This is a genomic window from Pantoea sp. A4 (assembly GCF_000295955.2).
GTDB lineage: Bacteria > Pseudomonadota > Gammaproteobacteria > Enterobacterales > Enterobacteriaceae > Pantoea > Pantoea multigeneris.
Genome location: NZ_ALXE01000038.1, coordinates 1 through 23808, shown reverse-complemented (window position 1 = coordinate 23808; position 23808 = coordinate 1). Strand labels below are relative to the sequence as shown.

The window sequence follows — 23808 nt, the reverse complement described above, 5'->3', positions numbered from 1 at the left end:
GAAAATTTCCCGCTTACACGTGCATATCGCCAATATCAGACGCGACTACCTTCACAAAGTCACCACAACCATCAGCAAAAACCACGCGATGATAGTGATTGAGGACCTGAAGGTGTCAAACCTCTCAAAATCGGCGGCAGGAACGGCAGACGAACCGGGGCGCAATGTCGCGGCAAAATCAGGGCTAAACCGGGCGATACTGGATCAGGGCTGGTACGAAATGCGCCGTCAGCTTGAGTACAAACAATGCTGGCGAGGCGGTCAGGTGTTAGCGATAAATCCTGCGTACACCAGCCAGAAGTGCGGCTGTTGTGGTCATACGCATAAAGATAACCGTCAGTCTCAATCCCGCTTTATTTGTCTTGAGTGCGGTTATAAAGAGAACGCGGATATAAACGGCGCGCGTAATATTTTAGCGGCAGGACATGCCGTTTTAGCCTGTGAAGTGAACGGTGCGTTAATGCCGTCAGCAGCAGGAACCCGGCGACTGAGTAATCAGGTAGCCACCCTGTAAACGGGATCCCCCACCTGAGTCGCGTAGCGTGAAGGTGGGGGAGGATGTCAATCAGCTAAGGATTAATGATGACGGAGATCTCCCGCAGACGCTTACTCACCGCCGCAGGTATTGCGACGGGTGGCCTGCTAACAACTTCATTTAACGCGATGGCGGAACAGGGCGAAAGTGCGCTTGCCAGCCACGCGGTTGCCCTGCCACAGCCGGGCGGTGAGCATGCGCCAGTCAGCGGCCTGCATATTCAGTTCGGTGCGGATGCATCAAGTGAAGTGGTTGTCTCCTGGCATACCCTACAGCCGGTTTCACAACCGCAGGTGATTCTGGGACGACCAGATGGCAGCTTTGAGAAGGTGGTCAGTGCCGAAATGAAGCACTACGTCGACGGTAAATCAAAGCAAACTGTCTACGCGTGGCACGCAAAAATAGCTGGCCTCCAGGCGAATACCGCTTATCTCTATGCGGCCCTGCATGAAGGGGCTGCGCCTGAATTTGGCACCTTCCGCACCTCTCCATGCGGTCGCCAGAAACTCACGTTTACCAGCTTTGGTGACCAGGGTACCCCGACGCTGGGCCGTCTGGTGGAAGTGCAAACGGTACACGAGGGCAAGCCCAGCTCGGCAATTAAGTCGATATATATCAATGATAATCTCGGCTCACCGGCGGCGGGAGATACCACGCTGGGTGTTGAGCGTCTTACCCCGCTGTTCCACCTGTTTAACGGCGACCTCTGCTACGCCAACCTGGCGGAAGATCGCGTCCGCACCTGGTGGGATTTCTGGAACAACAATACGCGCAGTGCGCGTAACCGTCCGTGGATGCCTTCGCCGGGCAACCATGAGAACGAACTGGGTAACGGACCGATTGGTTATCGGGCTTACCAGACTTACTTCTCACTGCCGGAAGCGGAAAACCAAACTGAGGTGACACACGGCCTGTGGTACAGCTTCACCGCCGGTTCAGTCAGGGTGATTGCGATCGCTAACGATGATGTCTGCTATCAGGATGCGGGTGACTCTTATGTGCGGGGTTACTCGGAAGGCCAGCAAAAGGCCTGGCTGGAGAAGGCACTGGCGGCGGCACGTGCCGATGCGGGGATCGACTGGGTTATCGTGTGTATGCATCAGGTGGCGATCTCCACCGCCGATAAATTCAACGGTGCCGATCTGGGGATTCGTCAGGAGTGGCTGCCGCTGTTCGATAAATATGGCGTGGATCTCGTGGTGTGCGGGCATGAGCACCATTACGAACGTTCCCACCCGCTACGCGGCCAGCAGCAGAACAGCACGTTGACACCCATTCATGTCTCTACGGCAACCGATGTGATCGATACCACCAAAGGCACGGTCCATATGGTGATTGGCGGGGGCGGCACCAGCGCGCCCTCGAATCAGCTGTTCTTCAATCCGCCGCGTTGTCGGGTGATTACCGCCGTTGCGGAGCGTAATCCGGTCAACGGCAAACGCCGCCCGGTGTATGTGGAAGAGGAAGCCCCCTGGTCAGCGGTGCGTAACGCCGCTCGCGCCTATGGCTTTGCTGGGTTTGAGCTTGACCCCGGCCAGCATCCAGGGGATGACACCACGATTAAAGTGACCTACTACGATGTCACCGGCCCGGATGGGCAGAGCAAAGCGTTTGAGAGTTTTATCCTGCGTCGACCACGTCGGGATAGCTAAACGCCAGGGGCGCGCTGGGGCGCCCCTTCTCATCATGTCATCCGTTAGGAGTGTTCAGCAGGGCGCGTAAATCGCTACCGCTTGGCACCTGATGGACTTTCAGACCAAATTCGGCGATCACCGCGAACAGATGATCGAAGATATCCGCTTGAATCGCCTCGTACTCTGCCCAAACCACGGTGTTGGTAAACGCGTAGATCTCCAGCGGCAAGCCATGGCTGTCAGGTGCGAGTTGGCGCACCATCAGCGTCATCTCCTGATGGATATGCGGGTGCTGGCGCAAATAGGCGTGCAGATAGGCACGGAAGGTTCCGACGTTGGTCATCTTGCGCTGATTAAGCAGGGAAGTTTCGGCGGTATTTGATGCAAGCTCGGTATTGTTGCGCTGATTCCACTGTGCAATTTCCTGCTGGCGCTCAGCCATGTAGGGCTGTAACAGTCGGGCTTGCATCAGACGTTGCTGATCGGTGGCATCCAGAAAATGGATAGTACTGGTATCAATGTGGATGCTCCGTTTGATACGGCGACCGCCAGACGCTGACATGCCACTCCAGTTTTTGAATGAATCAGAAACCAGTGACCAGGTCGGAATCGTAGTGATGGTATTGTCCCAGTTCCGTACCTTCACCGTGGTCAGGCCGATATCGGTAACCGCCCCATCTGCGCCATATTTTGGCATCTCCAGCCAGTCACCCAGTTTAAGCATATCGTTGGCGGAGAGCTGAATGCCCGCCACCAGCCCGAGGATCGGATCCTTAAATACCAGCATCAGCACCGCTGCCATCGCGCCTAATCCGCTGATCAGAATAGCGGGGGACTGCCCGAGCAGTAACGAGATGGCAAGGATAGCCACCAGGATCGCACTGACCAGCTTAATCCCCTGGAAAATGCCTTTGAGAGGGAGCTGTGTTCCAACGGCCAGCTTGCGTGACAGGTTGAGAATGACATCCAGCAGTGAGAAGAAAGCCAGCAGGGTATAAAGCATCACCCACAGCTGAGCGCAGGTGGTGACGATATTGCTCGCCTCGCTACCCGCTTGCAGCCACAGCCGCGCCTGTATCTGCACGATCACCCCTTGTAGCAGCAGGGCAACCCGTTGAAAAAGTTGATGCTGCGTGATGATTTGCAGCCACAAACGGCGACTCGATTGTGCGCGACGGGTAAAGGTGCGCAGCACCAGTCGATGCAGGATCAGGTGGATGACCAGGGCGGTCAGTATCATGATGCCAGCGACCAGGGCTAGCGAAGTGGTTGGGGTAATGTCGAAGCCAAAAGTGGCCAGTTGCGCGATAAATTGCTGCATAACGTCTCCTGTTGATTCGGCGGGTATCATCGCCTCTGGCCATCAGGCAGGTAAAGGGTGACGTTATGCAGCGAAAAATTACAAGACTGGGGCCGGAGCGACGCTGAGGCGCTGGCGTAGCCACAGAGTAATGGCCCCTAATATCAGCATCATCACCATTTCTACCAGCAGGAAGCCAATCAGCGCCTGGGGATAGTTACCCCCGTTGTGATGGGTGAAGGCCAGGAACAGCGACCCTAAAATGGCTGGCCCCAGGCCGAGCGTCGCTTGCTGCAAGGTGCTGAGAATGGCGGTGGCGGCACCCGCATCGTTGGCGTTGATATCGCGCATACCAATGCGATAGAAACTGTTCACAATCAGCGCCTGACCATAACCAATCAACGCCGTCGACGGAGCCAGCGCCAGCGTTGATGTCTGCATGCCGAACATTTTCAGGGTGATACACAGCAGTGCCAGGCCGACAATCTGAATGCCCAGCCCAGTCAACAGAATGCGGTTGATGCTGTAGCGTGCGATCAGCTTTGGCGCGTACAGCGCAGAAACAAAGTAGGCAACCCCCAGCGCGACAAAACTATTACCCGACTGCCACGGTGCCATGCCCAGCCCGGATTGCATCGTCAGTGCCATACAGAACATAAATGCCGACCAGGCGCTAAAGAACAGCAGCGCTATGGCCATACCAAAGCGAATGCTGGTGAGTTTCAGCAAGCGCGGCGGCAGTAACGGATGCTGATTGCGTGCCTGTTTGCGCAATGAACTGACTCTCATCCACCACAATAATGGCAACACCGCTACCAGCAGCAAACGTAATGACCATGGCCAGTGCAGTTCCGGCCCTAAAGCCATGGGGAACAGCAGGCAGCAGAGGATCAGCGCGAGACTGAATGTGCCCTGCCAGTCGATGGTGGCATGTTCATCACGGCGCGTTTCCGGCACATAACGTTGGCTAAATGCCAGCACCAACAGGCAGATTGGCACGTTGATAAAGAAGGCGTTACGCCAGCCCATACCGGCAATGTCCGCTGAAACCAGCCATCCTCCGCCCATCTGACCAACAATAAACGCAATGCCGCCGATGCCGCCATACAGGCTGATGGCACGCGCATGCGCCGGACCCTTCAACGTGACGTGCAGGGTGGCAAGAATTTGCGGCACAATCAGCGCCGCGCCAGCACCCTGAATAGTCCGGGCCAACAGCAGTTGGGTAATCGACTGGGAAACGCCACACAGCAGTGAAGCGAGGCCAAACAGCGCGACACCCCATAAGAACAGACGACGGCGACCATAGTTATCGCCCAGCTTACTGCCCATGGCGAGGCACACCGCAAAGGCGACGCCGTACAGAGCAACAATCAGCTCCAGTTGGGTCGCGCTGGCGTGCAGTGACGCGGTGATGGAATCCAGCGCGACGTTGGTAATTGACGTATCAATCATAGGCAACATCTGCCCGGTTAATAACAGAAACAGCCCAGCCCGACCGGGTGAAACAGTAGACGAATTCATAGCGGTTCTCATTGCGTCATGTTGCAGATGGCCGTAGCATCGCTGATAACGTAAACGGGTACCAGTTCCTGCTTATACTGGTATTGGTACTACCCGTCTGGAGAGATCATGACAATCCTGCTGCAACCGGAAGCCTCTATCGTGGCTACCGATGATCGACGTAAGCAACTCGGTGCATTTTTACGTGCGCGGCGTGAAAGCCTCGATCCTCAGCGGCTTGGCCTGCCCCGCGTGGGGCGTCGGCGCACGCCCGGCCTCAGGCGAGAAGAGGTGGCGATGCTGGCGGATGTGGGCGTCACCTGGTACACGTGGCTGGAGCAGGGGAGAGAGGTGAATCCTTCTGCAACGGTGCTGACTGCGGTGGCTGTCGCACTCCAGTGCAGCCCACTGGAGACGCGTCACCTGTTTGTGCTGGCAGGCCTGACGCCACCCGAATCACCTCAGATGCCACATTGTGAAGGTATCAGTGAAGGGACGCGCCGCATGCTGGATAGCCTGATGCCGCAGCCCGCCAGCATTCAGCGATCCAACTTTGATATTGTCGCGTGGAACAGCAGTTTTTGCCGCCTGATGGGCATTGATTTCGACACCATCGCGCCAGAAGATCGCAACTGTATTTATCTCTATCTTACGCATCCGGTCTGGCGTGCTCGCATTGACGATCCCGAGGTACTGTCGACCTTTGTTTCCTATTTCCGTGCGGCAATGGCTGAGCATCGCGGCGATCCTGAATGGGAAAACAAACTGGCGCGCTTCTTTGCAGTTTCTCCACAGTTTGAAGCCTTATGGCATCAGCGTTATGACGTTCGTGGCGTCGAAAATAAGGTGAAATGGTTTAATCATCCTCAATTGGGCCGCTTTAGCCTGCAACAGATGTACTGGTTCTCCGCCCCACGTAATGGATCGCGACTGCTGGTCTATTTACCCATGGATGAAGCCGGAGAGCAGGCGCTGGCATGGCTGGATGCACAAGCGGTGGGGCCGTAGTGATCTAACGAATAGCGCGACTGAAATGAGGAATCTTTTACCAATCCCCCACAAAACAACGGGGATAGTGGAGAGTTCGCCAGTAGGCGATTATCCGTACTGGGCTGGGCATTTTTGCCGCGATAAGTATCAGCGATTGACGGCAATCGCATATAACACTGTGAAAAGGTAATCCCCGTTTAAAAACAGGGATTTTCCTCTTTTACGCGTCTTTCAGGCTGGCATAGACCGCATTGCGCAGTTCTTCGACAAAGGCACCGCCTACGCCTTCATACAGCGTATTGGTCATTGCTACGACGCTGATTTCCCGCACGGGATCGACAAACCAGGAGTTGCCATAAACGCCGCCCCAGCGCCAGGTGCCGGGGGATGCGGGAGAGCCTGCCGCTTGTGGATCGCGCAGGACCGAGAAGCCGAGGCCAAAACCCTGACCCGGTGCATCTGGCATCTCGAAGCCGGGGATCTGGTCACGACCCATTTCTGCGATCAGTTCTGGTGGCAAAATAGCACCTTGATTGGCGCGTAGCGCCTCCAGCAAGCGCAATAAATCGGGCGCACTGCCTGCCATTCCGGCACCCGCAGAAGGAAATGCCGCAGCGTTAAAGATGCGCTCGGGACTGAACGTCACCCCGACGGTGGTCTCATCATCACTGACCTTTTCATCTTCTTGCAGGATGTGTGGCTGAGGGTGATCGTTGACGTATGGTGTTGCCAGGCGCTGAGCTTGCGACCTGTCAACGCTAAAACCGGTGTCGTGCATGCCCAGTGGGCCGGTAACCAGTTCGCGCACGGCTACCTGGAGCGGAGCACCAAACACCTGTTCAATCACTGCGCCCAGTACATCGACCGAGAGCGAGTAGCACCAGGCGCTGCCCGGTGGGAACAGCAGCGGTACACTGGCCAGGCGGCGCATATTTTCCGCCAGCGTAACCGGGCTGCTATCCATACCATCAGAAACCCCCGCTTTCGCCAGTGGGCAATGGCTGTCCGTTTCATAAAAACCGTAGCTTAGCCCCGCGGTGTGGTTCAACAGCTGGCGCACGGTAATCACGGCATCGGTTTTACTGTCATAACGCGGGGTGAAGTCTGGCAGCCAGCGGCGGATATCCTCATCCAACGCCAGTTTGCCTTGTGCAATCAGCACCAACGCTGCGGTTGAAACAATCGGTTTAGACACCGAAGCCAGGCGGAACAGGGTATCCACATCGATGGCACGCTGCTGCTCACGATCGGCTAATCCGCTGGCCTGGACATGCACCAGTTCGCCACGATGGGCGACCAGCACCACCGCACCGACCAGACGCTGCTGGTTGATAGCCGTGTGGACGGCATGGGTGATAGCAGGGCGTGAAGGCAAATTTGAAGTGGGGATATTCATGACAGCATCTTCCTAATGTTGTACAGGAGATGTGCAGAGTAACGGATTATTTTTGCTGGAGGAGTAGCTTTGTGTGCCTGGGAAAACTCAGGGCGCTTGCGCACCCTGAGAACATCAGAGGATTACAGGCAGCACTGCTTAAACTTTTTGCCGCTGCCACAGGGGCAAGGATCGTTACGGCCTACTTTATTCTCATTAACCACCGGCTGCTGAGGTTCTGGCTCCTCGACTTCGAGGCTGCTCAGATAGTCATACAGCTCAAGTGCCGCAGGTTTGATGGCCTCAATGCTGTCGGCAAAGGCTTCAGGCGTCAGGCTTTCCAGCGCCTCAAGTTGTTCATCACGGCCGTGCAGGGCAATCGCATCCAGTTGGGTTTGCAGGCCGGCGGGCAGCGCTGGCCAGTTCGCTAAATCGACTCCGCGCATATAGCCGAAGCACCAGTCTTCAACCACGGTGAACTCGCGGCCTTCCATCTCGTTAACGCCAAACAGCGGTTCAAACTGATCGGGATAATGCTCAAGACGCTCACCAATGTCGCTCATGTGCTGGAAGCAGAGGTTGATGAAGCGGTTCATTTCCCGCTCATTGGTCCATTTTGGAATGTTTTTCTCACCACCCCACACGGCCACCAGCCACTCACTCGGCTCAGCCACGACCGGGCTGGACAGTACGGCAGTCAACAGGCCATCAAGCTCAGAGACGTCCACCACGGAGGCATCATTACTGTACTTTTCCAGAATCTCTTCCAGCCATGTCAACTCGTTTTCATTCAAAGGTTCATCTTTCATCGGGCGTCTCTCTCTACCGGTGGGGGGCAGCATTGTAATCGGCTTTGCGGCGAGTAACACCCGCCAGCCGTTAAATTATGCCCCATCAGCGTGGACCTGAGGTAAAACGGTTAACTTCTGACACAAATTCTTTCGTGCAGCTACCCGCTTGCAGGGTAAACTACGCGGCACTGCCGCAGGGCGGATTGGCAAACTGTTGCCGGAACCTTGCGCCTTGTCGGGGTGTCCTAACCCTGAGCCTTGATAAATAAAAATTAACGCGGAGTAAGTATGGTCAGGAGTAAAGTCGTTTTATTCACAGCAGGGTTGCTTCTGGGAGGCATGAGTCTCGCTGTTCAGGCTGAAGATGCACAGGCAGTGCCACAGCCACCACAGGTTGCGGCAACTGCACCAGCAGATGCGCAGCCTCAGGCGCCAGTGGCGGCTCAGCCAGAGACGCCAGCCGCAGCACCACAGGCTAAGCCAGGCAAGTTCGATCTCACCACGATGGTCATTGATTACAAAGAGTACAAAGTGGGGGATATTGTCCCGCAGGCTTACACTGACAAAACTTACACCATCACCGAATGGCAGAAGCGTAATCTGTCTGCACCTGATGCCGGTACACACTGGGCCTACATCAATGCAAACTACATCCTGATCACCGATGAAGGTGGCCGGATTGTGAAAGGTGTGTCAGGCGATATCTTCTTCAAAGGTTAAACGGCGGCAGGCGGCGTGCGAGCCAGGTCGCCTGCGCTGATTTCCCCGATTGCCAGCAACGCCTGCGTAATGGCACTCTGTATTTTTCACTGATACAGGGAGCTGGCATGACGCACTACAGTAATTCCTCGGGGCAACCCATAGGCGCACCACAGCCAGACTGGCAGGTGCGTTCCTTTCCCGAACCTTGCGTATTACAAGGACGCTACTGTCGTCTTGAACCGTTTAATAGCGAGCGGCATGGCCATGATTTAGCGGCGGCGTATCTTTCTGCACCTGACGGCAGCGACTGGACTTACATGTTCAGCGGACCGTTTGCGAATGAGCAGGAGTATCTGGGCTATGCCCGGCAGTTAGAAGTCAGTCGTGATCCACAACATTACGCGGTGATTGATCTGGCAACGCGCAAGGCAGTGGGAACGCTAGCCCTGATGCGTATTGTGCCGGAACATGGTGTGATGGAAGTGGGGCACGTGGCTTTCTCGCCGCTGATGAAGCGATCCCGACTGTCAACAGAAGCGCATTTCCTGCTGATGGCTTTCGCTTTTGATGAGCTTGGCTACCGTCGCTACGAGTGGAAGTGTGACAGCCTGAATGCGCCCTCTGGCCGTGCAGCACTTAGGCTCGGTTTTACCTTTGAAGGCACCTTCCGTCAGGCGATTGTGTACAAGGGACGCAGCCGCGATACCCAGTGGTACTCAATTATTGATGGCGAGTGGCCGCAGGTAAAACTGGGGTTCACTCGCTGGCTGGCAGAGGAAAACTTTTCGCCGGAAGGCCAACAGCACAGCGCGCTGGAAGCGCTGCGCGCAGGCTGATTCCCGCGCCGCTATCATCAAAACATGATAGCGGCTCTCTACTTTATTCCTGCGGCACAATTTTGATTTCACGCATGCCAATACCTAACTTGCGCGGTGCCTGACCGATAATATTATCCAGATCGCTGAATTGCGGATCGGGTGGTGTAATGGTCAGCGTCTGGCTGGCTCCGGGGTTATTAAAGCGCAGCGTCGTGGTTGAGAATGCCTCACTCAGCACCAGGTTTTGCACCTGATTGCCGATCTGTACCGGAATGGGTTTACCGATATTGTCCCCAAACGCGCGCGCGGTAATCACCAGCTCAAAGTTCGCCGGGAGGGGATCGTTATACTCAATGGTCACCCTGGGCGCCAGATTCGCATTAGACCAGCGTCCCCAGTTCTCCTGACGTGAAATGCCACTGAACTGTTTCACACTGGCTGGTGCACCGGGAATGGCGAAGATAAAGCTGTTGGCCGGGTAGCGGATGTCGTTCTCTTTGATACGTGCATTCGCTACGTTCTCTTCATACTGATTAACGCTTAGCGTGCTATCAGGCCAGTGAATTTTCCCTTTCCAGATCGGTTGATCAACGCGGGTTACGCTGGGTTTACCGCCCATTTGACCCACGGCCATACAGAGATCGGTCGACAGCGCCAGGTCTGGCTGCCACAGGCGGGCAACTTTATAACAGCGATCGACCCAGACAAATTTCTCTCCAGCCGCAAAATCGCTGATTTGATAGCGCAGCGGTGCGGCATATTCCCCTTCCGGCAGCGGCTCAACGTGCTGATCGGTAATACGGAACAGAATCGGCATTTTGAAGGTGGAGCCGGAGAAGCTGAAGGTGTTCTTCTGCTGATCGAGGGTAAAGGTGTCGAGTTTTTTCGGGAAGTTCCACAGTTGAATGATGTCGGCTTTCCACGCGGTGACCTTCTGCGTCATGTTGTCGAAGGTGCTTGAGAGGGACGTGGAGGAGAGGCTACTCCGCCCCAGCCCGATAAAATTATCCCCGCCGAGGATATCCAGCAGCGTTGCGCCGTTATCCAGCGTGCTACGTTTACCCTCAATGATTTTCGCTTCGGGCTGATCGCCGCGAATCACCATAAACAGATCGCGTCGTGGCTGTTTAAGCAGATACGGGTAGGCGGTGTTGTTCATGGCGAGGTGATCGGAGCCCACCACGATGACGGTGTTTTTAAAATAAGGAGAGGCTTTAATACGCTCAATCAACCGTGCGACATGTTCCTGTGAGCAGGCCACGGCGCTGAAAGATTGATTAGGTTTGCCATCATAGCTGTAGCTTTTGCGCTGGCAGCTGCGGGAGATAAAGCCGTCCGGGTGGTGCGTATCCACCGTCAGGGTGAACAGCGCAAAGCGCTTATTTTCCCGCGACAGCTCGGTGAATTTCTCATAGACCTCATCCATCACCGTGTCATCGTAATAACCCCAGTTATTACGGTAATTCGGATCGGCCACCCGGCTCTGCAACTCTTGTGAACCGTACATGTGACTGGGATCAAAGCCGTGCGAGCGAAGAAACACATCTTTGCCCGCGAAGCGTAAATCCGCGCCCTGAATAAACCAGTTTTCATAGCCCGAGTTTTTCAGGATATCGCCCAGGCAGATATTCTGCGGGTAGAAGCTAGAGAGTGCTGCTGACGCATTGCCGTTGAAGGGGGCGAATAGCGGGATACCACACTGCGAAGCCACCATGCCGGCAATGGTATAGTCGGTGCCCGGCAGTTGTTCCGTCTCACTAAAATCCAGGCTTTGATCTTTCTCCCGGCTCAGTTCGGGTGCCAGATCCGGGAAGGCCTGTTGATTGAAATAGGTCCGTTCCAGACTCTCACCGTAGATATAAACCACGTTCAGTTTTGGCTGCGGAATGCTTTTCTTTGGCTCTTTGAAATAGTCTTCAAAATCGGAGTCGGCAGCCTGAGTATGAGCGGCTATCAGTCCGCTGACCTGGCGAAATGCAGGCGTGGTTTGTACTGATCCGGCAGCGCAGGCCACGGCCAGCAGGCTCCAGCCTAAATGGTGTGGGCGATCGCGGCGGCGAAGCAGCCAACTCAGGAGATAACACAGTGAGCATAAACCCACTATCAGCCCGAGTGCAGGCACCACGTATTTGCTGACACCGGCACCGGTCAGGCTGTTGGTGAGGGTGTAGACCACTGCATCAGTAATGCCGCTGCCGGTAAAGTAGTTGCTGGCGAGCAACGTGGCATTGAGCAAAATAAACAGAACCAGCAGCGTGATGACCAGACCGAACCAGAAGCGGTGATTCCCGGCTTTGTAGCTATAAACAGCGATTGCGGCCAGAAACAGCGCCACAGAAATAGATTCATACATGATAATTTCTCAGGAAAGGTCAGCGAAAGGACGTTTCTTGTGCTTTTTCGCCAATTTAACCCTGCTGTCATCATGCTGCAATGTTGGCTAACAGTTTTGCGTGGTTGCTCGAAAGTTGGTTTAAGCAGTGTTTAGGATTGCTCTGAAATGGCTGGCGAAGGCCTGAGCCTCCGCCACCGCGAAAAGCGATTACAACTTGCCGGTCAGGTACTGTGCTTCACCATCGGCAAAGCTCCAGTCGCCTTTGTCATTGGTGATAAAGCTAATCATCAGGTCATTCCCCTGCACACCGCTGCTTTCACGTAGCTCGCGCGCCAGTTCAGCCATGAAAAGCTGTTTCTGCTCGCTTGAGCGTGGGCTGGTATAAACGCGCACCATCACCAGGTTATCCGTTCGGCTGAAACCCAGCCCAGTATCCTGAAATACCATTTGGTAGGATTTGTTTTCCTGAACAATTTGATAACGATCGCGCTCAGGAACTTTGAATGCTGTCAAAACGGCGCGATGTGCCGCATCGAGTAAAGTACGTAATTCTGACTCAGAACGGCCCTGGATAACGTCAAATTGCAGTAATGGCATGGTGATCTCCCCGATAAAAGTAAAACAGAATCTGTTTCGTTGGGGCAATTCTGGCAATTTCTGACGCAAAGAAAAAGCGCGTGGTTTAAAATGATTGTTTACTATTTTGAACAATAGGTGGCTATGAAAACCGACGCAATCTGGGACCATTTGCACTGGTTGACGGTGCTGGCAGAGCAGGGCAGTTTTACCCGTGCCGCTGAGCGCCTCGAAGTGAGCAAAGCCGCGATGAGCCTGAAAATTAAAGAGCTTGAAGCCTTAGCCGGTGTGGCTTTGGTGCAACGTACCACGCGCAGCGTGCGGTTGACCGCCGCAGGTGAAAAGCTGGTGGAGGAGTTACGGGAGCCTTTCTCACGCATCGAACAGAGTTTTTTCAGCGTACGCGATGCGGCTGGGCCAGTACGCGGCCTGGTTCGCGTGACCGCGCCCGTTGCCTTTGCGCGCCAGCAGTTAGTGCCGATTATCGGTGAGTTCCTGCGGGAATTTCCTCAGGTGCAGCTCCAGCTCAACGTTTCCGATCGCATCGTTTCCCTGGGCAGTGAAGGATTTGATCTGGCGATTCGCCACAGTGATAGCTTGCCTGAAACCCACGTAGCCCTGCCGTTGTGCGAGACGCGCACCTTGCTGGTGGCCGCGCCACAATATCTGGCCCGTCATGGGCATCCTCAGCGGCCACAAGATCTGCAACAGCATAATTGCCTCTATTATCCGCGCGGCATTGAATCACCCCGCTGGACCTTCAGCAGTGCGCAATCGGCCGGGGAAAAAGAGCAGGTGCGGATTCATGGCAGCTTTGCCACTAACAACAGCGAATCCATTCGTGATGCGGCCATTCAGGGGTTGGGAATTGCCATGTTGCCCGACTTCAGCGCGCAAGAGGCGCTGGCAAACGGCTCACTGACCGAGGTGCTCACCCAGTGGCAGCCAACCGAAGCCTTTGCATCCCGGTTGTGGATGGTGCGCCCTTTTAGCGCCCAGGTGCCACGCGCGGTCACCACTTTTACCCATTGGCTACGCGCGCAGTTTGAAAGGGCTTGATAGATACCTTTTGTGCCGCTGCTGCTGCATAGCTGGCAGGGTTGGCTACGCTTAACCCAGAGGTCATTGATTCAGAAAGGAGGCGTTATGCAGCAGCACACCCATGGCTTACTGGCTGTCGATAAACAGGGCAACCGTGTCTTGTTTCTTAATCCTGAGACCTTTGCAGTGGAAACTGAGTTGAATGCTTTTCCACCGCGTCCCCATGAATTACTGATACTGCCACAGTGGGAAAAAGCCTATGTGCCGATTTATGGCGATGGCATCCATGGTAATAATCCACATCCGGGGCATAAAATTGCCGTCATCGACCTGCGTCACAGGCAGGTCAGCAAATTTATTGATCTGCGTCCGTTGCAGTCGCCACACAGTGGGCAACTGGGGCGCGATGGCAAAGTCTATATCTGCTGTGAAAACAGCGCAGTTGTAGCAGTGATCGATCCCGAACGTGATGAAGTAGAAAAAACCATTCCCATCCCTTCGCATAATGCCCACCGACTGACGCTCTCGCCCAGCGGCCGCAAATTGTTTACCGATAACGAAGAGGATGCCAGCATCACCGTGGTGGATCTGTGTGAGAAACAGGGGCGGGTCATTGATACGGTGCTATTGCCTGGTCCAATCGCCGGGATCGCGGCGTCACCTAAACACCCCTATCTGGTAGCCAGCGCAGCCGATAAGCCATTGCTGTACGTTGTTGATCGCCAGAGCCACCGTGTCCGCCAGCGGCTGGCGCTACCGGGACATCAAAAGCCCTGTCAGGTCGTACGCTTTAGCCCGGATGGCGATCTGCTGGTTGCGGTTGGCGATCGTGAACCGGCGATCTCGCTGTTTGACGATCTGTTGAACCCCCTGGGCGACATCGCGGTGGGGGAGAAGCCGATGGACGGCTGTTTTAGCCCGGATAAAAAAACGCTGCTGATTGCCAATGAGGGGGACGGCACGCTGAGCGTCATTGACCTGGCCTCACGCAAGGTGATTGCCACACCGAATGCCGGAACCGGCTGTGAAGTGCTCAGTTATTTCCTGCTCGGTTAAATAAACGGACGATGATAGATAGCCGTGCTCCAGTGGCGGCTACTGGCATGTTTTTCTGCTTGCCATCCGCGCTTGCGTAGCTGTCGGGCAATCATTTTATTCATGATGCCGTGTCCGACTAACAGCACGGTTCCCTGCTGCGACAGGGTAATCAGTCGTTCCGCCGCCAGCACGGCACGCTGGCGGGCGTGCTGCAAAGATTCAGCTTGCCCATCCTGATACCCGCACAGCCACAGTAAACGCAATACGGCCAGCCAGAGCGTGGTGGGCAGTTGCAGGCGTTTACTTTTCACCTGTGGGATCCCGACTTCACAAAACAGGTCATTCACTTCGCAAGGCTGTAAGCCAAGGCGTTCCAGCGAAGCGCGGGCGCGCGGCAGAGAGCTGCTCACAATAATGCCCGCATTTGCCGCAATAGTTTGGCTGCGCAGCGGCGGGTGATCGCACACCCCAGCCAGATCGTAGGCTGCACACCATGCAGCGACGCCAGCGGCATCCAGTACACCTGCATTCGGATGGTCAGGTTTGCCGTGGCGCATCAATATTATCGTCATAGCACCTCTGTATTCGGGGGTCGGTGACACAGCCTCTTGTTGAACTTTTACAGAAATCAGCTCCACTGTCATCAGTTGGTCATGCGGCTTTGCGACCCTCGTGCTCGTTTTAGAGACCTGGCACACAAAACTTTGCAAATGATAAGCTTTATTAGTTAATCACGTAACGGTACCGGTTAATATATATGCTTAATTTAGCATTAACTCGCTGTATTTGCTCGCAAATCAATCCAATTACATTATAAATGGTGAATTAAAATGATCGTTTTTCATTCTTTTGCTTGATTTATCTACGCGCGTAGATACACTAAGGGTACAGTGATTGCTCACGGTGCCCGATGTAAAAACGGCCCAGTGAAAGTTCAGTTCTTCTGCTTTCTGAAACGATTGGCGATGTTAAAAACCAACACCAGAAGCAGCAGTAAAAAATTCCAACACCAGGGAATTCACTGACCTCTCATCATGGTTTGCCCTCTTCAACGTCGCCACCGGCAATACCCGCATTAGCGAGTGTTGCGTCAGGGAAGGCGTTTGATCGATCTGCCTACATCAGGGAATTGTTATGACGGTACATAAGACCGCCGACATATCAGCAGCCGCCGCTGCTGAAAATGCCGCAGATGCACGTTTCGCAACACCTTCTGGCCGCAAAGCGTTTTGGCGTGCCACCTTATCTTGCTGGCTTGGCACCGCCATGGAGTATGCGGATTTCGCTCTCTATGGCCTTGCCGCCGGCATTATCTTTGGCGATGTCTTCTTCCCCCACGCCACACCTGCTATGGCTTTGCTCTCCAGTTTTGCTACCTGGTCGGTGGGCTTTATTGCGCGTCCGATAGGTGCTGTGCTGTTCGGCTGGATTGGCGATCGCCACGGCCGCAAAGTCGTGATGATTATCACCATCATTCTGATGGGCGCTTCAACCACCTTCATCGGCCTGATTCCATCCTATGCCACTATTGGCGTCTGGGCGCCGACCTGCCTGGTGATTTTACGCTTTACCCAGGGGCTGGGCGCGGGTGCTGAGCTCTCCGGTGGAACGGTGATGCTGGGGGAATATGCTCCAACGCAACGGCGCGGTCTGGTCTCTTCTGTGATTGCACTTGGGTCAAACAGCGGAACCTTGCTGGCCGCCCTGGTATGGCTGATTGTGGTACAGATGGATCCGCAAAGTTTACTGGCCTGGGGCTGGCGTATTCCTTTCTTAAGCAGCGTGCTGATTGCGCTGGCTGCGTTGTGGATCCGCCGCCATCTGCGCGAAACCCCGGTGTTCGAGCAGCGTAAAGCGGAACTGGAGGCACAACGTGCTGAGACGCTGCAACAGGCTGAACCTCAGGATACGCGCAGTTTCTGGCAGCGTAGCCGGGCGTTCTGGCTGATGGTGGGATTGCGCATTGGCGAAAATGGCCCTTCGTATCTGGCTCAGGGTTTTATGGTGGGCTATGTCGCGAAGGTCTTGATGGTGGATAAATCTGTCCCTACCACCGCCGTGCTGATTGCTTCACTCCTCGGCTTTCTGATCATTCCGCTGGCTGGCCTCTTGTCAGACCGCTTTGGTCGCCGCGTTACCTATCGCTGCTTCTGCTTGTTGCTGATGGTGTACGCCTGGCCTGCCTTCTCCCTGTTGGATAGCCGCGAACCCGCGATTGTCATCCCGGTGATTGTCGTGGGTATGGCTCTGGCTTCGCTGGGTATTTTTGGCGTACAGGCCGCCTGGGGCGTGGAGCTGTTTGGTGTACGTCATCGCTACAGCAAAATGGCGGTGGCGAAGGAGCTGGGGTCGATTATTTCTGGCGGCACTGCGCCACTGGTGGCGGCAGCGCTGCTCTCTTACACCGGCCACTGGTGGTCGATTGCGCTCTACTTCTCGTTAATGGCATCCGTGGGCTTTATTACCACCTTCTTTGCCCCGGAAACCCGTGGGCGCGACCTCAACTTGCCCGAAGACGCGGCATAACAGGAGTGATGATTGGCACCGCCTAAATCCGAACGTGTCACGCGCAGCGATGTGGCCCGCGTAGCGGGAACCTCCGTTGCCGTGGTGAGCTACGTAATCAATAACGGCCCGCGCCCGGTGGCTGAGGCCACGCGTGAGCGGGTTCTGGCTGCGATTAAACAGACCGGTTATCGGCCTAACGGTGTTGCCCGCGCCCTGGCTTCTGGTAGCACTAAAACCTACGGCCTGGTGGTGCCAAATATCAGCAATCCTTTTGTCGCTTCCATGGCGCATCGGCTGTTGCATGAGTCGATGCGTCACGGCCATGTGATGTTGTTAGGTGATGCGGGCGACGACCGGAAGCGTGAGCAAGAGGTGATTCAGGGCTTGCTCAGCCGCCAGGTGGATGGCCTGTTTTACACCAGTGTCGATCGTCAGCCGTGGATTGAGATGATCACCGCCAGCGGTACGCCGCTGGTGATGCTTGATCGGGTAGAAGTCCAGCCAGGCGTAAGTATTCTGCGCGTCGACGAACGCTATGCGGCTTTTCAGGCAACGCACCATCTGCTCAGCCACGGCTATCCCACCATTGCCATGATCGCCGGCCCACTGGCGATGCAAAACGCCCAGGATCGTATTCAGGGCTGGCGTGATGCGCTACAGGGCTACGGTATGGAGCCGAGGCCTGAACTGATTTTCTCCACCAGCTACACGCGTCAGGGTGGCTATGACGCTACCCAGCGAATTTTGGCGTTGCCGCAAATGCCGCGCGCCTTGTTCACCAGCAACGAAGCGCAGGCGATGGGCTGTCTGCGTGCATTACAGGAACGTGGCTTACGCGTGCCGGACGATGTTGCGCTGGTGAGCTTTAACGGAACCGACCAGTCGGGATTTCATGTCCCGGCGATTACTACCATGCGTCAGCCGGTCGATGAACTGGCCCGGCGCGCCATCGCCATGCTGAAGTCCTGGGACGGTGAAGCACGAGTGGAGGAGTTCCCCCACTATCTGGAAATCGGCGAATCCTGTGGCTGTTCAGGCACAGGCAAAATAATGAAAAAACCATGAAACGTATAATTATTGATTGTGATCCGGGGAATGGCATCGCAGGTGCCAATACAGACGATGGGCTGGCACTTTCGCTGGCGCTGGCTTCACCTGCGCTGTCGCTAGAGTTGATTACCACCGTCAGCGGCAATACGCCGAGTGCGGTAGGAGCGCAGGTCGCCAAAGACCTGCTGGCGCGCTTAGGAGCGGAAATTCCGGTGGTGCAGGGGGCATTACAGGCACTGAAAGAAGATCCGCGACCGTGGCGCGAGCTGTTGGATCGTAAAAATGATTCGGCAGAGCTTAAAGATTTATGGCGCAGCGTGCGTAAGCCCGAGGCGTTATCGCCAGATGGTAATGATGCCGCAGGGGCGATGGGCAAGCTGATTTGTGACAACCCCGGCGAGATCACCCTGGTGGCGATTGGCCCGCTGACCAACGTGGCGCAGGCGCTGACGCGCTTTCCGGCCATGGCGGAATCGGTCGCGGAAATTGTCATTATGGGTGGCGTGTTTGCCGTTGATGACTACATCAAAGATACCAACTTTGGTTTTGATCCCGAGGCGGCACATCAGGTACTGCACAGCGGCGCAGCCATTACGCTGGTGCCCATGGATGTCACTACGCAAACCTTGATGACCCAACCTGATCTGACGCGCGTCACGGCGGTAGATCACCCGCTGGCCGATTTTGTGCGTGAGACGCTACGCCCGTGGATCGACTATTCCGTTCGCACCCGTCAGCTTCCTGGCAGCTGGATCCATGATGCGTTGGTGGTGGCCTGGTTGCTCAATCAACAGGTGGCCTGCGGCATGGATTATCGCGTGGATATTGAACTGCGTGCGGGTGCCACGCGGGGCAAAAGCTGGCGTTATCGGGAGCCGCTGCGGTTGGATATTGGCATCCCACCTCAGACCGGCGCGCAGGTGCATGTGTTACATAGCGTGAACAATGCGCTTTTACTGGAAATGATTGAATCCGCTTTAAAATCCCTGCCGCATTAACCTTTCGCCGGGGTACGCCCCGGCTGAAGCAATATCACTAAGTATGACACTTATTTACAACCAGAATTATCAGCTGACAAATGCCTTCACAGCCAGTTACGCGGCGCGTGCTATATAAAAATAGTAAGCACACATCAGCGCCTTCACGGTGCAATTTCTAAAAATATTCTGGCCGATGAGCCAGAAGCGCGTAACAGGATACTTTTATGTTTAACTGGACCCCTACCCAGCGGAATGTGGCTTTCGCCAGTTTCGCTAGCTGGACGCTGGATGCGTTCGACTTCTTTATTTTGGTGTTTGTATTGAGCGACTTAGCACAATACTTCCACACCTCCGTTTCCGATGTTTCACTGGCTATTATGCTCACGTTGGCCGTGCGCCCCATCGGCGCACTGCTGTTTGGTCGTCTGGCGGAAAAATATGGTCGTCGACCGATTCTGATGCTCAATATTGTGATGTTCTCGCTGTTTGAGCTGCTCTCTGCCTGGTCTCCAACTTTTACCGCCTTCCTTGCGTTCCGCATTATTTACGGCATCGCGATGGGGGGCATCTGGGGCGTGGCGTCTTCGCTGGCACTGGAAACCATCCCCGACCGTTCACGCGGTTTGATGTCCGGTATTTTCCAGGCGGGTTATCCGTGTGGTTACTTACTGGCATCGATTGTATTTGGGCTGTGCTTTGAATCGGTGGGTTGGCGCGGCATGTTCCTGATTGGCGCGCTGCCGATCCTGCTGCTGCCGTATATCTATTTCAAAGTGCCGGAATCACCGGTGTGGCTGGCGTCGAAAGCGCGCAAAGAGAGCCATGCGCTGCTGCCGATTATTCGTCAGCACTGGAAGATCTGTATCTACATGGTATTGCTGATGGCCTGTTTTAACTTCTTCAGCCACGGCACTCAGGATCTCTATCCGACCTTCCTGAAAGTGCAGCACCAGTTTGATCCGCACACCGTCAGTATTATTGCCATTGCCTACAATATTGCGGCCATGTTGGGAGGGATCACCTTCGGGAGCCTGTCAGAGCGGATTGGACGCAAGAAAGCGATTATCCTGGCGGCCTTCCTTGCCTTGCCGGTGCTGCCGCTGTGGGCGTTCTCCAGCGGATCGTGGGCGATTGGTATCGGCGCATTCCTGATGCAGTTTATGGTGCAGGGCGCGTGGGGGGTTATCCCGACCTATCTGACCGAACTGGTGCCAGCCAACGCTCGTGCGGTGTTGCCAGGCTTTGTCTACCAGTTAGGTAACCTGATTGCGTCGGTGAATGCGACAGTACAGTCACGCATTGCTGAAGCGCATGGTGGCAACTACGGCTTAGGAATGGCGATTGTTGCGGGAACGGTCGCGGTGCTGATTTGTCTGTTTGTTGCGTTTGGCCGGGAGACCCGTGGTTTGCAGATCTCCGGCTCAGTATCAGAACAGCGCGATTAAGCGCCTTCGCACACATCAACCCATTTCGCCGCAGTCAGTTCAGCCATGCGCTGCGGCGTAATACGTACGGCGCTATGGATGGCGCCTGCGGCCGGTAAAACCTCCTCAAAGCTGCGCAGCGAAACATCGCAATAGACGCGCAGCGGGTGTTCCAGCCCAAACGGACAGACACCACCCACCGGATGGCCGGTCCAGTTAATCACTTCATCTACGCTTAGCATGCGCGCTTTTGAACCCAGAGTCGCTTTCAGCTTGCGGTTATCAAGCCGGGCATCGCCGCGCGTCACAATCAGGATCACTTCATTTTTGACTTTCAGTGACAGGGTTTTGGCAATCTGCCCTGGTGTGACACCGTGGACTCGTGCCGCCATCTCCACCGTTGCGGTGCTGTGCGGCATCTCAATAATATCGATTTCAGGTGCGTTATCTGCAAAGAACTGCCGTACCGACTCCAGACTCATGATGCTCTTTCCTTAGGTTTAATGGCGTAAAACTGCCATAAGCGAGCAGATCTGTAAACGGGGGGCAAAGCGAATGGGTAACAGAATGCGTTTTTAACTGTTAGCGGCCAGCGTGCAGTTACCGCACTGGGCGACATCAGGAATGCGATAGCGTTGGCAACAACTGCGACGTTCCATCTGACCGTGGCGCAGGATCATGGTGCGATACAGCGGATTATCACTGCCGTCCAGCAATTGCGGGGTGTGAAAGAGCTGCTGCTCTAACTGACTGCACAGGTCCGGGTCTAACTGGTTTTTGAGTTCACCCAGGAACCACCAGAAAGAGAAGCCCATATTATTCCAGATGAGCTTGGCATTAATCCCACCGTGACGCGTGATGCCCGCCACTGCAGGGATCAAATGTTGATGGATCAGGCGATCAATACGTTGTACCGGGCTGAGGTAGCGTGCTGCCTGATCTTCCTGTACATCAAACCAGAACACGGCAGGATGACCATTATCGTGAAACTGTACGCGAATATGCTCCGGTGAGCAGTCCAGCGCGCGGGGCTCCAGCAGCAGCGCCATCATCACAGGCGGCACCAGTAGGCCAAAATACCACTGTGCCCAGAGTGATTGCACCGGCTTACTCTCCTGCACATGGTCAGGATGGTCACGGTAGAGGTAGTCGCTGTAGCGCTGGCTCAGGGCAGTGAACTGCGCAGGCTGGCCCCAGTGCGCCAATGTCATGCTCTCCGCAGGGGCGGCTTCTCCCAGTTTAATGCTCTCTAGCAGGTAGCTACGCTGTTCTTGCAGCAGATCGCGCAGCGCCACCGCCAGCGGCCGGCTGTGTTGCAGGAAGATCGGAGCAAGGTCGCCAAAGCGATTGTCCTGACGCGCGATAATAGCCATGCCGTTCCTGAGATGCAGTTTAAATGGGAAGGTTAATGATAATCGTTCCCGATAGCATCTACAAGCTGGCGAAGGTGGCTTATCCGGTTTCGATATGTGTATTTACCGGCAGATCCTCCGCGCTGAGAATGGTGTTCCTGCCGCAGTTTTTCGCCACGTACAGGGCACGATCGGCACTGGCGACCGCCAGTTCAAAGTCATCGCCTTCCATCAAAGCAAACCCCGCGCTGATGGTCACGTGGGTCGACACCTTGTCATTAAACCGATGCGGAATGGCCAGATCCAGCACGTGCTGCCGGATACGCTCCGCCATGCGCAGGGCAATGGTGGCGTTTACGTTGGTGATCAGCACCAGAAATTCTTCTCCGCCGTAGCGGGCCACCACATCACGCGATCGCACCGCATCACGAATGGCCGCAGAAACCCGAGACAACGCCTGATCGCCCATCGCATGACCATAATTGTCGTTATAGGCTTTGAAATGGTCGATATCCAGCAGCAGTACATAGTGGCTTCCCGCGTGGTGCTCCAGAATGCTTTCCAGCCGGTTGGTCAGGCCCCGTCGGTTATAGAGCCCGGTGAGAGGGTCCATCATGCTGAGATTGCTGAATGTCTGCTTTTCCTCATGGAGCTGGCGCATCATGCGATGCGTAAAGCCATCCAGACATCGACGCATATAGTGTTGTAAAGAGAAGCCGACTAGCGGCAGTAAAATCGTCAGCAGTATGGCGGGAATATGCTGTCCCTGGTCCAGAACCAGCACCACAATAGCGGGTGGCAGGGTGGCTAATGTAAAGGCAAACAGATAGTCGCTTAAAGCAATTGCACAGATAAAGAAAATACTCAGTAAGCTTACTATTAAGAAACTACTATCGTAATGGAATATTAACTGGAATTTATAGTTAATATTCCATGCCCATAAAGATCCAATAGCCAGTGCTACAGGAGATAATAAACAATATTTTCCTTTGGGTAGGATAAAGCACAAGGCGATGCATAGCAGAGAGAATAAAGCGACGCTCGCCAACGGCCAACTGAGGCCTGATGCGCTTCCCCCGATAAAGGGGAACATGCGAAACAGGGCCACTATTATATTTAAAAACAGGAAAAGCTTAAGTGATAACTGATATTTGCTGTGTTTCAATTCATCGTAAGACAAAAGTTTCATTATTCATACTCGTGATGGCTTTGAAATATCAAAGCACAACCCGACAGCGCTATTACTTCTGACGGACCAGGAGGAATTATTATGTTTGTAATGGAGAATGATTACGTCGGCAATTTATCACTTTCCCTCTGAACTGTCATCCAGATGGGGTGTGGCAGCAAAAATAAGCTGCAAAATGAGAGTTATTACCATATGCTAATAGGAATGGTTATCGTTTGAGGGTCGGGCAATGGTGATGGCGATCATAGCAGCCTGCGCATTGTGGGCAGTCAGTTGGATGATGGGTAAGCGGTTGGACAGTGGTTGGGGAGTGTTATTACCCTGCGCGGCGCTGCCGTTGCTGGCGCTCTTGAAACCGGGCTTTGGCGAATGGCGTGTGGTGATGGTCGTGGCGTTGTTGCTGACCGTGGTGATGCTGTTCCATCGTCGTTTGCGTCACTTCATGTTACTGCCGTCTTGCCTGGCGCTGGCAAGTGGACTGGCTGCTGTATCAGTGAATTTCCATCTCGCCTGATTGCCGGGCGGGATAGCTGACAAATGACAACATGCGGACGAAGAAACGTCTGCTGTAATTTTTTTGATTTTTTTTAAGAAAATTGAAGAGAATCTTCGGAAGTCGTGCTGAGGGGATACATCTTAAGACAACGTGGTGCGAAGGGAGGGACTT

Annotated in this window: 22 protein-coding genes; 12 read left to right on the top strand and 10 right to left on the bottom strand. The window is 54.8% G+C overall.

Annotated features, from left to right (window positions below; translation table 11 throughout):
* Together B880_RS0116745 and B880_RS0116740 are read left to right on the top strand one after the other, a co-directional pair.
* On the top strand, positions 1-514 hold a 514-nt coding region (locus tag B880_RS0116745), incomplete at its 5' end, for an RNA-guided endonuclease InsQ/TnpB family protein (RefSeq protein ID WP_017348600.1).
* A 65-nt stretch (positions 515-579) separates the two neighbouring features.
* Positions 580-2187 carry a purple acid phosphatase family protein gene (locus B880_RS0116740; RefSeq protein ID WP_157060575.1) on the top strand — a complete coding sequence of 536 codons (1608 nt, stop codon included), beginning with the start codon at positions 580-582 and terminating at the stop codon, positions 2185-2187.
* A 37-nt stretch (positions 2188-2224) separates the two neighbouring features.
* Here B880_RS0116740 and B880_RS0116735 read toward each other — a convergent pair whose 3' ends face one another.
* A complete protein-coding gene (locus tag B880_RS0116735; protein WP_017348598.1) occupies positions 2225-3490 on the bottom strand; it encodes a mechanosensitive ion channel family protein in 1266 nt (421 codons plus the stop codon).
* A gap of 78 nt (positions 3491-3568) precedes the next feature.
* Positions 3569-4993 (bottom strand): MFS transporter, encoded by a 1425-nt coding sequence (locus B880_RS0116730; protein ID WP_026042720.1) that lies wholly within the window; start codon positions 4991-4993, stop codon positions 3569-3571.
* Between the two features lie 108 nt (positions 4994-5101).
* Between B880_RS0116730 and B880_RS0116725 the strand changes: the two genes are divergently transcribed.
* Positions 5102-5980 carry a helix-turn-helix transcriptional regulator gene (locus B880_RS0116725; RefSeq protein WP_017348596.1) on the top strand — a complete coding sequence of 293 codons (879 nt, stop codon included), beginning with the start codon at positions 5102-5104 and terminating at the stop codon, positions 5978-5980.
* Between the two features lie 202 nt (positions 5981-6182).
* On the opposite strand, the gene B880_RS0116720 is transcribed toward B880_RS0116725, so the two are convergent.
* A complete protein-coding gene (locus B880_RS0116720; RefSeq protein WP_017348595.1) occupies positions 6183-7358 on the bottom strand; it encodes a serine hydrolase domain-containing protein in 1176 nt (391 codons plus the stop codon).
* A 122-nt stretch (positions 7359-7480) separates the two neighbouring features.
* Positions 7481-8146 (bottom strand): YecA/YgfB family protein, encoded by a 666-nt coding sequence (locus B880_RS0116715; protein ID WP_017348594.1) that lies wholly within the window; start codon positions 8144-8146, stop codon positions 7481-7483.
* A 321-nt stretch (positions 8147-8467) separates the two neighbouring features.
* Between B880_RS0116715 and B880_RS0116710 the strand changes: the two genes are divergently transcribed.
* Both B880_RS0116710 and B880_RS0116705 read left to right on the top strand, forming a co-directional pair.
* Positions 8468-8848: an RcnB family protein gene (locus B880_RS0116710; protein WP_017348593.1), complete on the top strand. Its 381-nt coding sequence runs from the start codon at positions 8468-8470 to the stop codon at positions 8846-8848.
* A gap of 107 nt (positions 8849-8955) precedes the next feature.
* A complete protein-coding gene (locus B880_RS0116705; protein ID WP_017348592.1) occupies positions 8956-9666 on the top strand; it encodes a GNAT family N-acetyltransferase in 711 nt (236 codons plus the stop codon).
* Between the two features lie 43 nt (positions 9667-9709).
* On the opposite strand, the gene opgB is transcribed toward B880_RS0116705, so the two are convergent.
* Both opgB and B880_RS0116695 read right to left on the bottom strand, forming a co-directional pair.
* Positions 9710-12001: a phosphatidylglycerol--membrane-oligosaccharide glycerophosphotransferase gene (opgB, locus tag B880_RS0116700; protein ID WP_017348591.1), complete on the bottom strand. Its 2292-nt coding sequence runs from the start codon at positions 11999-12001 to the stop codon at positions 9710-9712.
* Positions 12002-12190: 189 nt separating this feature from the next.
* Entirely contained in the window at positions 12191-12580 is a 390-nt protein-coding gene (locus B880_RS0116695; RefSeq protein ID WP_017348590.1) for a tautomerase family protein, read from the bottom strand.
* A gap of 123 nt (positions 12581-12703) precedes the next feature.
* On the opposite strand from B880_RS0116695, the gene B880_RS0116690 reads away from it, so the two are divergent.
* Together B880_RS0116690 and B880_RS0116685 are read left to right on the top strand one after the other, a co-directional pair.
* Entirely contained in the window at positions 12704-13618 is a 915-nt protein-coding gene (locus tag B880_RS0116690) for a LysR substrate-binding domain-containing protein (RefSeq protein ID WP_017348589.1), read from the top strand.
* 87 nt (positions 13619-13705) lie between these two features.
* The gene (locus B880_RS0116685; RefSeq protein WP_017348588.1) at positions 13706-14656 is read left to right on the top strand and encodes a hypothetical protein; all 951 of its coding nucleotides are present in this window, start codon (positions 13706-13708) and stop codon (positions 14654-14656) included.
* Here the strand turns inward: B880_RS0116685 and B880_RS0116680 are convergent.
* Complete coding sequence (locus tag B880_RS0116680) at positions 14653-15210, bottom strand: histidine phosphatase family protein (protein ID WP_026042718.1); 558 nt, start codon at positions 15208-15210, stop codon at positions 14653-14655. The two genes, B880_RS0116685 and B880_RS0116680, sit on opposite strands and share 4 nt — an antisense overlap.
* Before the next feature lie 562 nt (positions 15211-15772).
* On the opposite strand from B880_RS0116680, the gene B880_RS0116675 reads away from it, so the two are divergent.
* The 4 genes from B880_RS0116675 (at position 15773) to B880_RS0116660 (ending at position 20621) form a co-directional block, all read left to right on the top strand.
* On the top strand, positions 15773-17164 hold the full coding sequence (locus tag B880_RS0116675; RefSeq protein WP_017348586.1) for an MFS transporter: 1392 nt from the start codon (positions 15773-15775) through the stop codon (positions 17162-17164).
* A 12-nt stretch (positions 17165-17176) separates the two neighbouring features.
* On the top strand, positions 17177-18211 hold the full coding sequence (locus B880_RS0116670; protein WP_017348585.1) for a LacI family DNA-binding transcriptional regulator: 1035 nt from the start codon (positions 17177-17179) through the stop codon (positions 18209-18211).
* Positions 18208-19194: a nucleoside hydrolase gene (locus B880_RS0116665; RefSeq protein ID WP_017348584.1), complete on the top strand. Its 987-nt coding sequence runs from the start codon at positions 18208-18210 to the stop codon at positions 19192-19194. Before B880_RS0116670 ends, B880_RS0116665 begins: the two co-directional genes overlap by 4 nt.
* A 206-nt stretch (positions 19195-19400) precedes the next feature.
* The gene (locus B880_RS0116660; protein WP_017348583.1) at positions 19401-20621 is read left to right on the top strand and encodes an MFS transporter; all 1221 of its coding nucleotides are present in this window, start codon (positions 19401-19403) and stop codon (positions 20619-20621) included.
* Here the strand turns inward: B880_RS0116660 and B880_RS0116655 are convergent.
* From B880_RS0116655 to B880_RS0116645, 3 genes are all read right to left on the bottom strand, one after another.
* The gene (locus B880_RS0116655; RefSeq protein ID WP_017348582.1) at positions 20618-21082 is read right to left on the bottom strand and encodes a YbaK/EbsC family protein; all 465 of its coding nucleotides are present in this window, start codon (positions 21080-21082) and stop codon (positions 20618-20620) included. The two genes, B880_RS0116660 and B880_RS0116655, sit on opposite strands and share 4 nt — an antisense overlap.
* Before the next feature lie 93 nt (positions 21083-21175).
* On the bottom strand, positions 21176-21973 hold the full coding sequence (fhuF, locus tag B880_RS0116650) for a siderophore-iron reductase FhuF (RefSeq protein ID WP_017348581.1): 798 nt from the start codon (positions 21971-21973) through the stop codon (positions 21176-21178).
* A 79-nt stretch (positions 21974-22052) separates the two neighbouring features.
* Complete coding sequence (locus B880_RS0116645; RefSeq protein WP_017348580.1) at positions 22053-23141, bottom strand: GGDEF domain-containing protein; 1089 nt, start codon at positions 23139-23141, stop codon at positions 22053-22055.
* Between the two features lie 229 nt (positions 23142-23370).
* On the opposite strand from B880_RS0116645, the gene B880_RS0116640 reads away from it, so the two are divergent.
* The gene (locus B880_RS0116640; protein WP_017348579.1) at positions 23371-23655 is read left to right on the top strand and encodes a DUF1435 domain-containing protein; all 285 of its coding nucleotides are present in this window, start codon (positions 23371-23373) and stop codon (positions 23653-23655) included.
* The last annotated feature ends 153 nt before the right edge of the window (positions 23656-23808 follow it).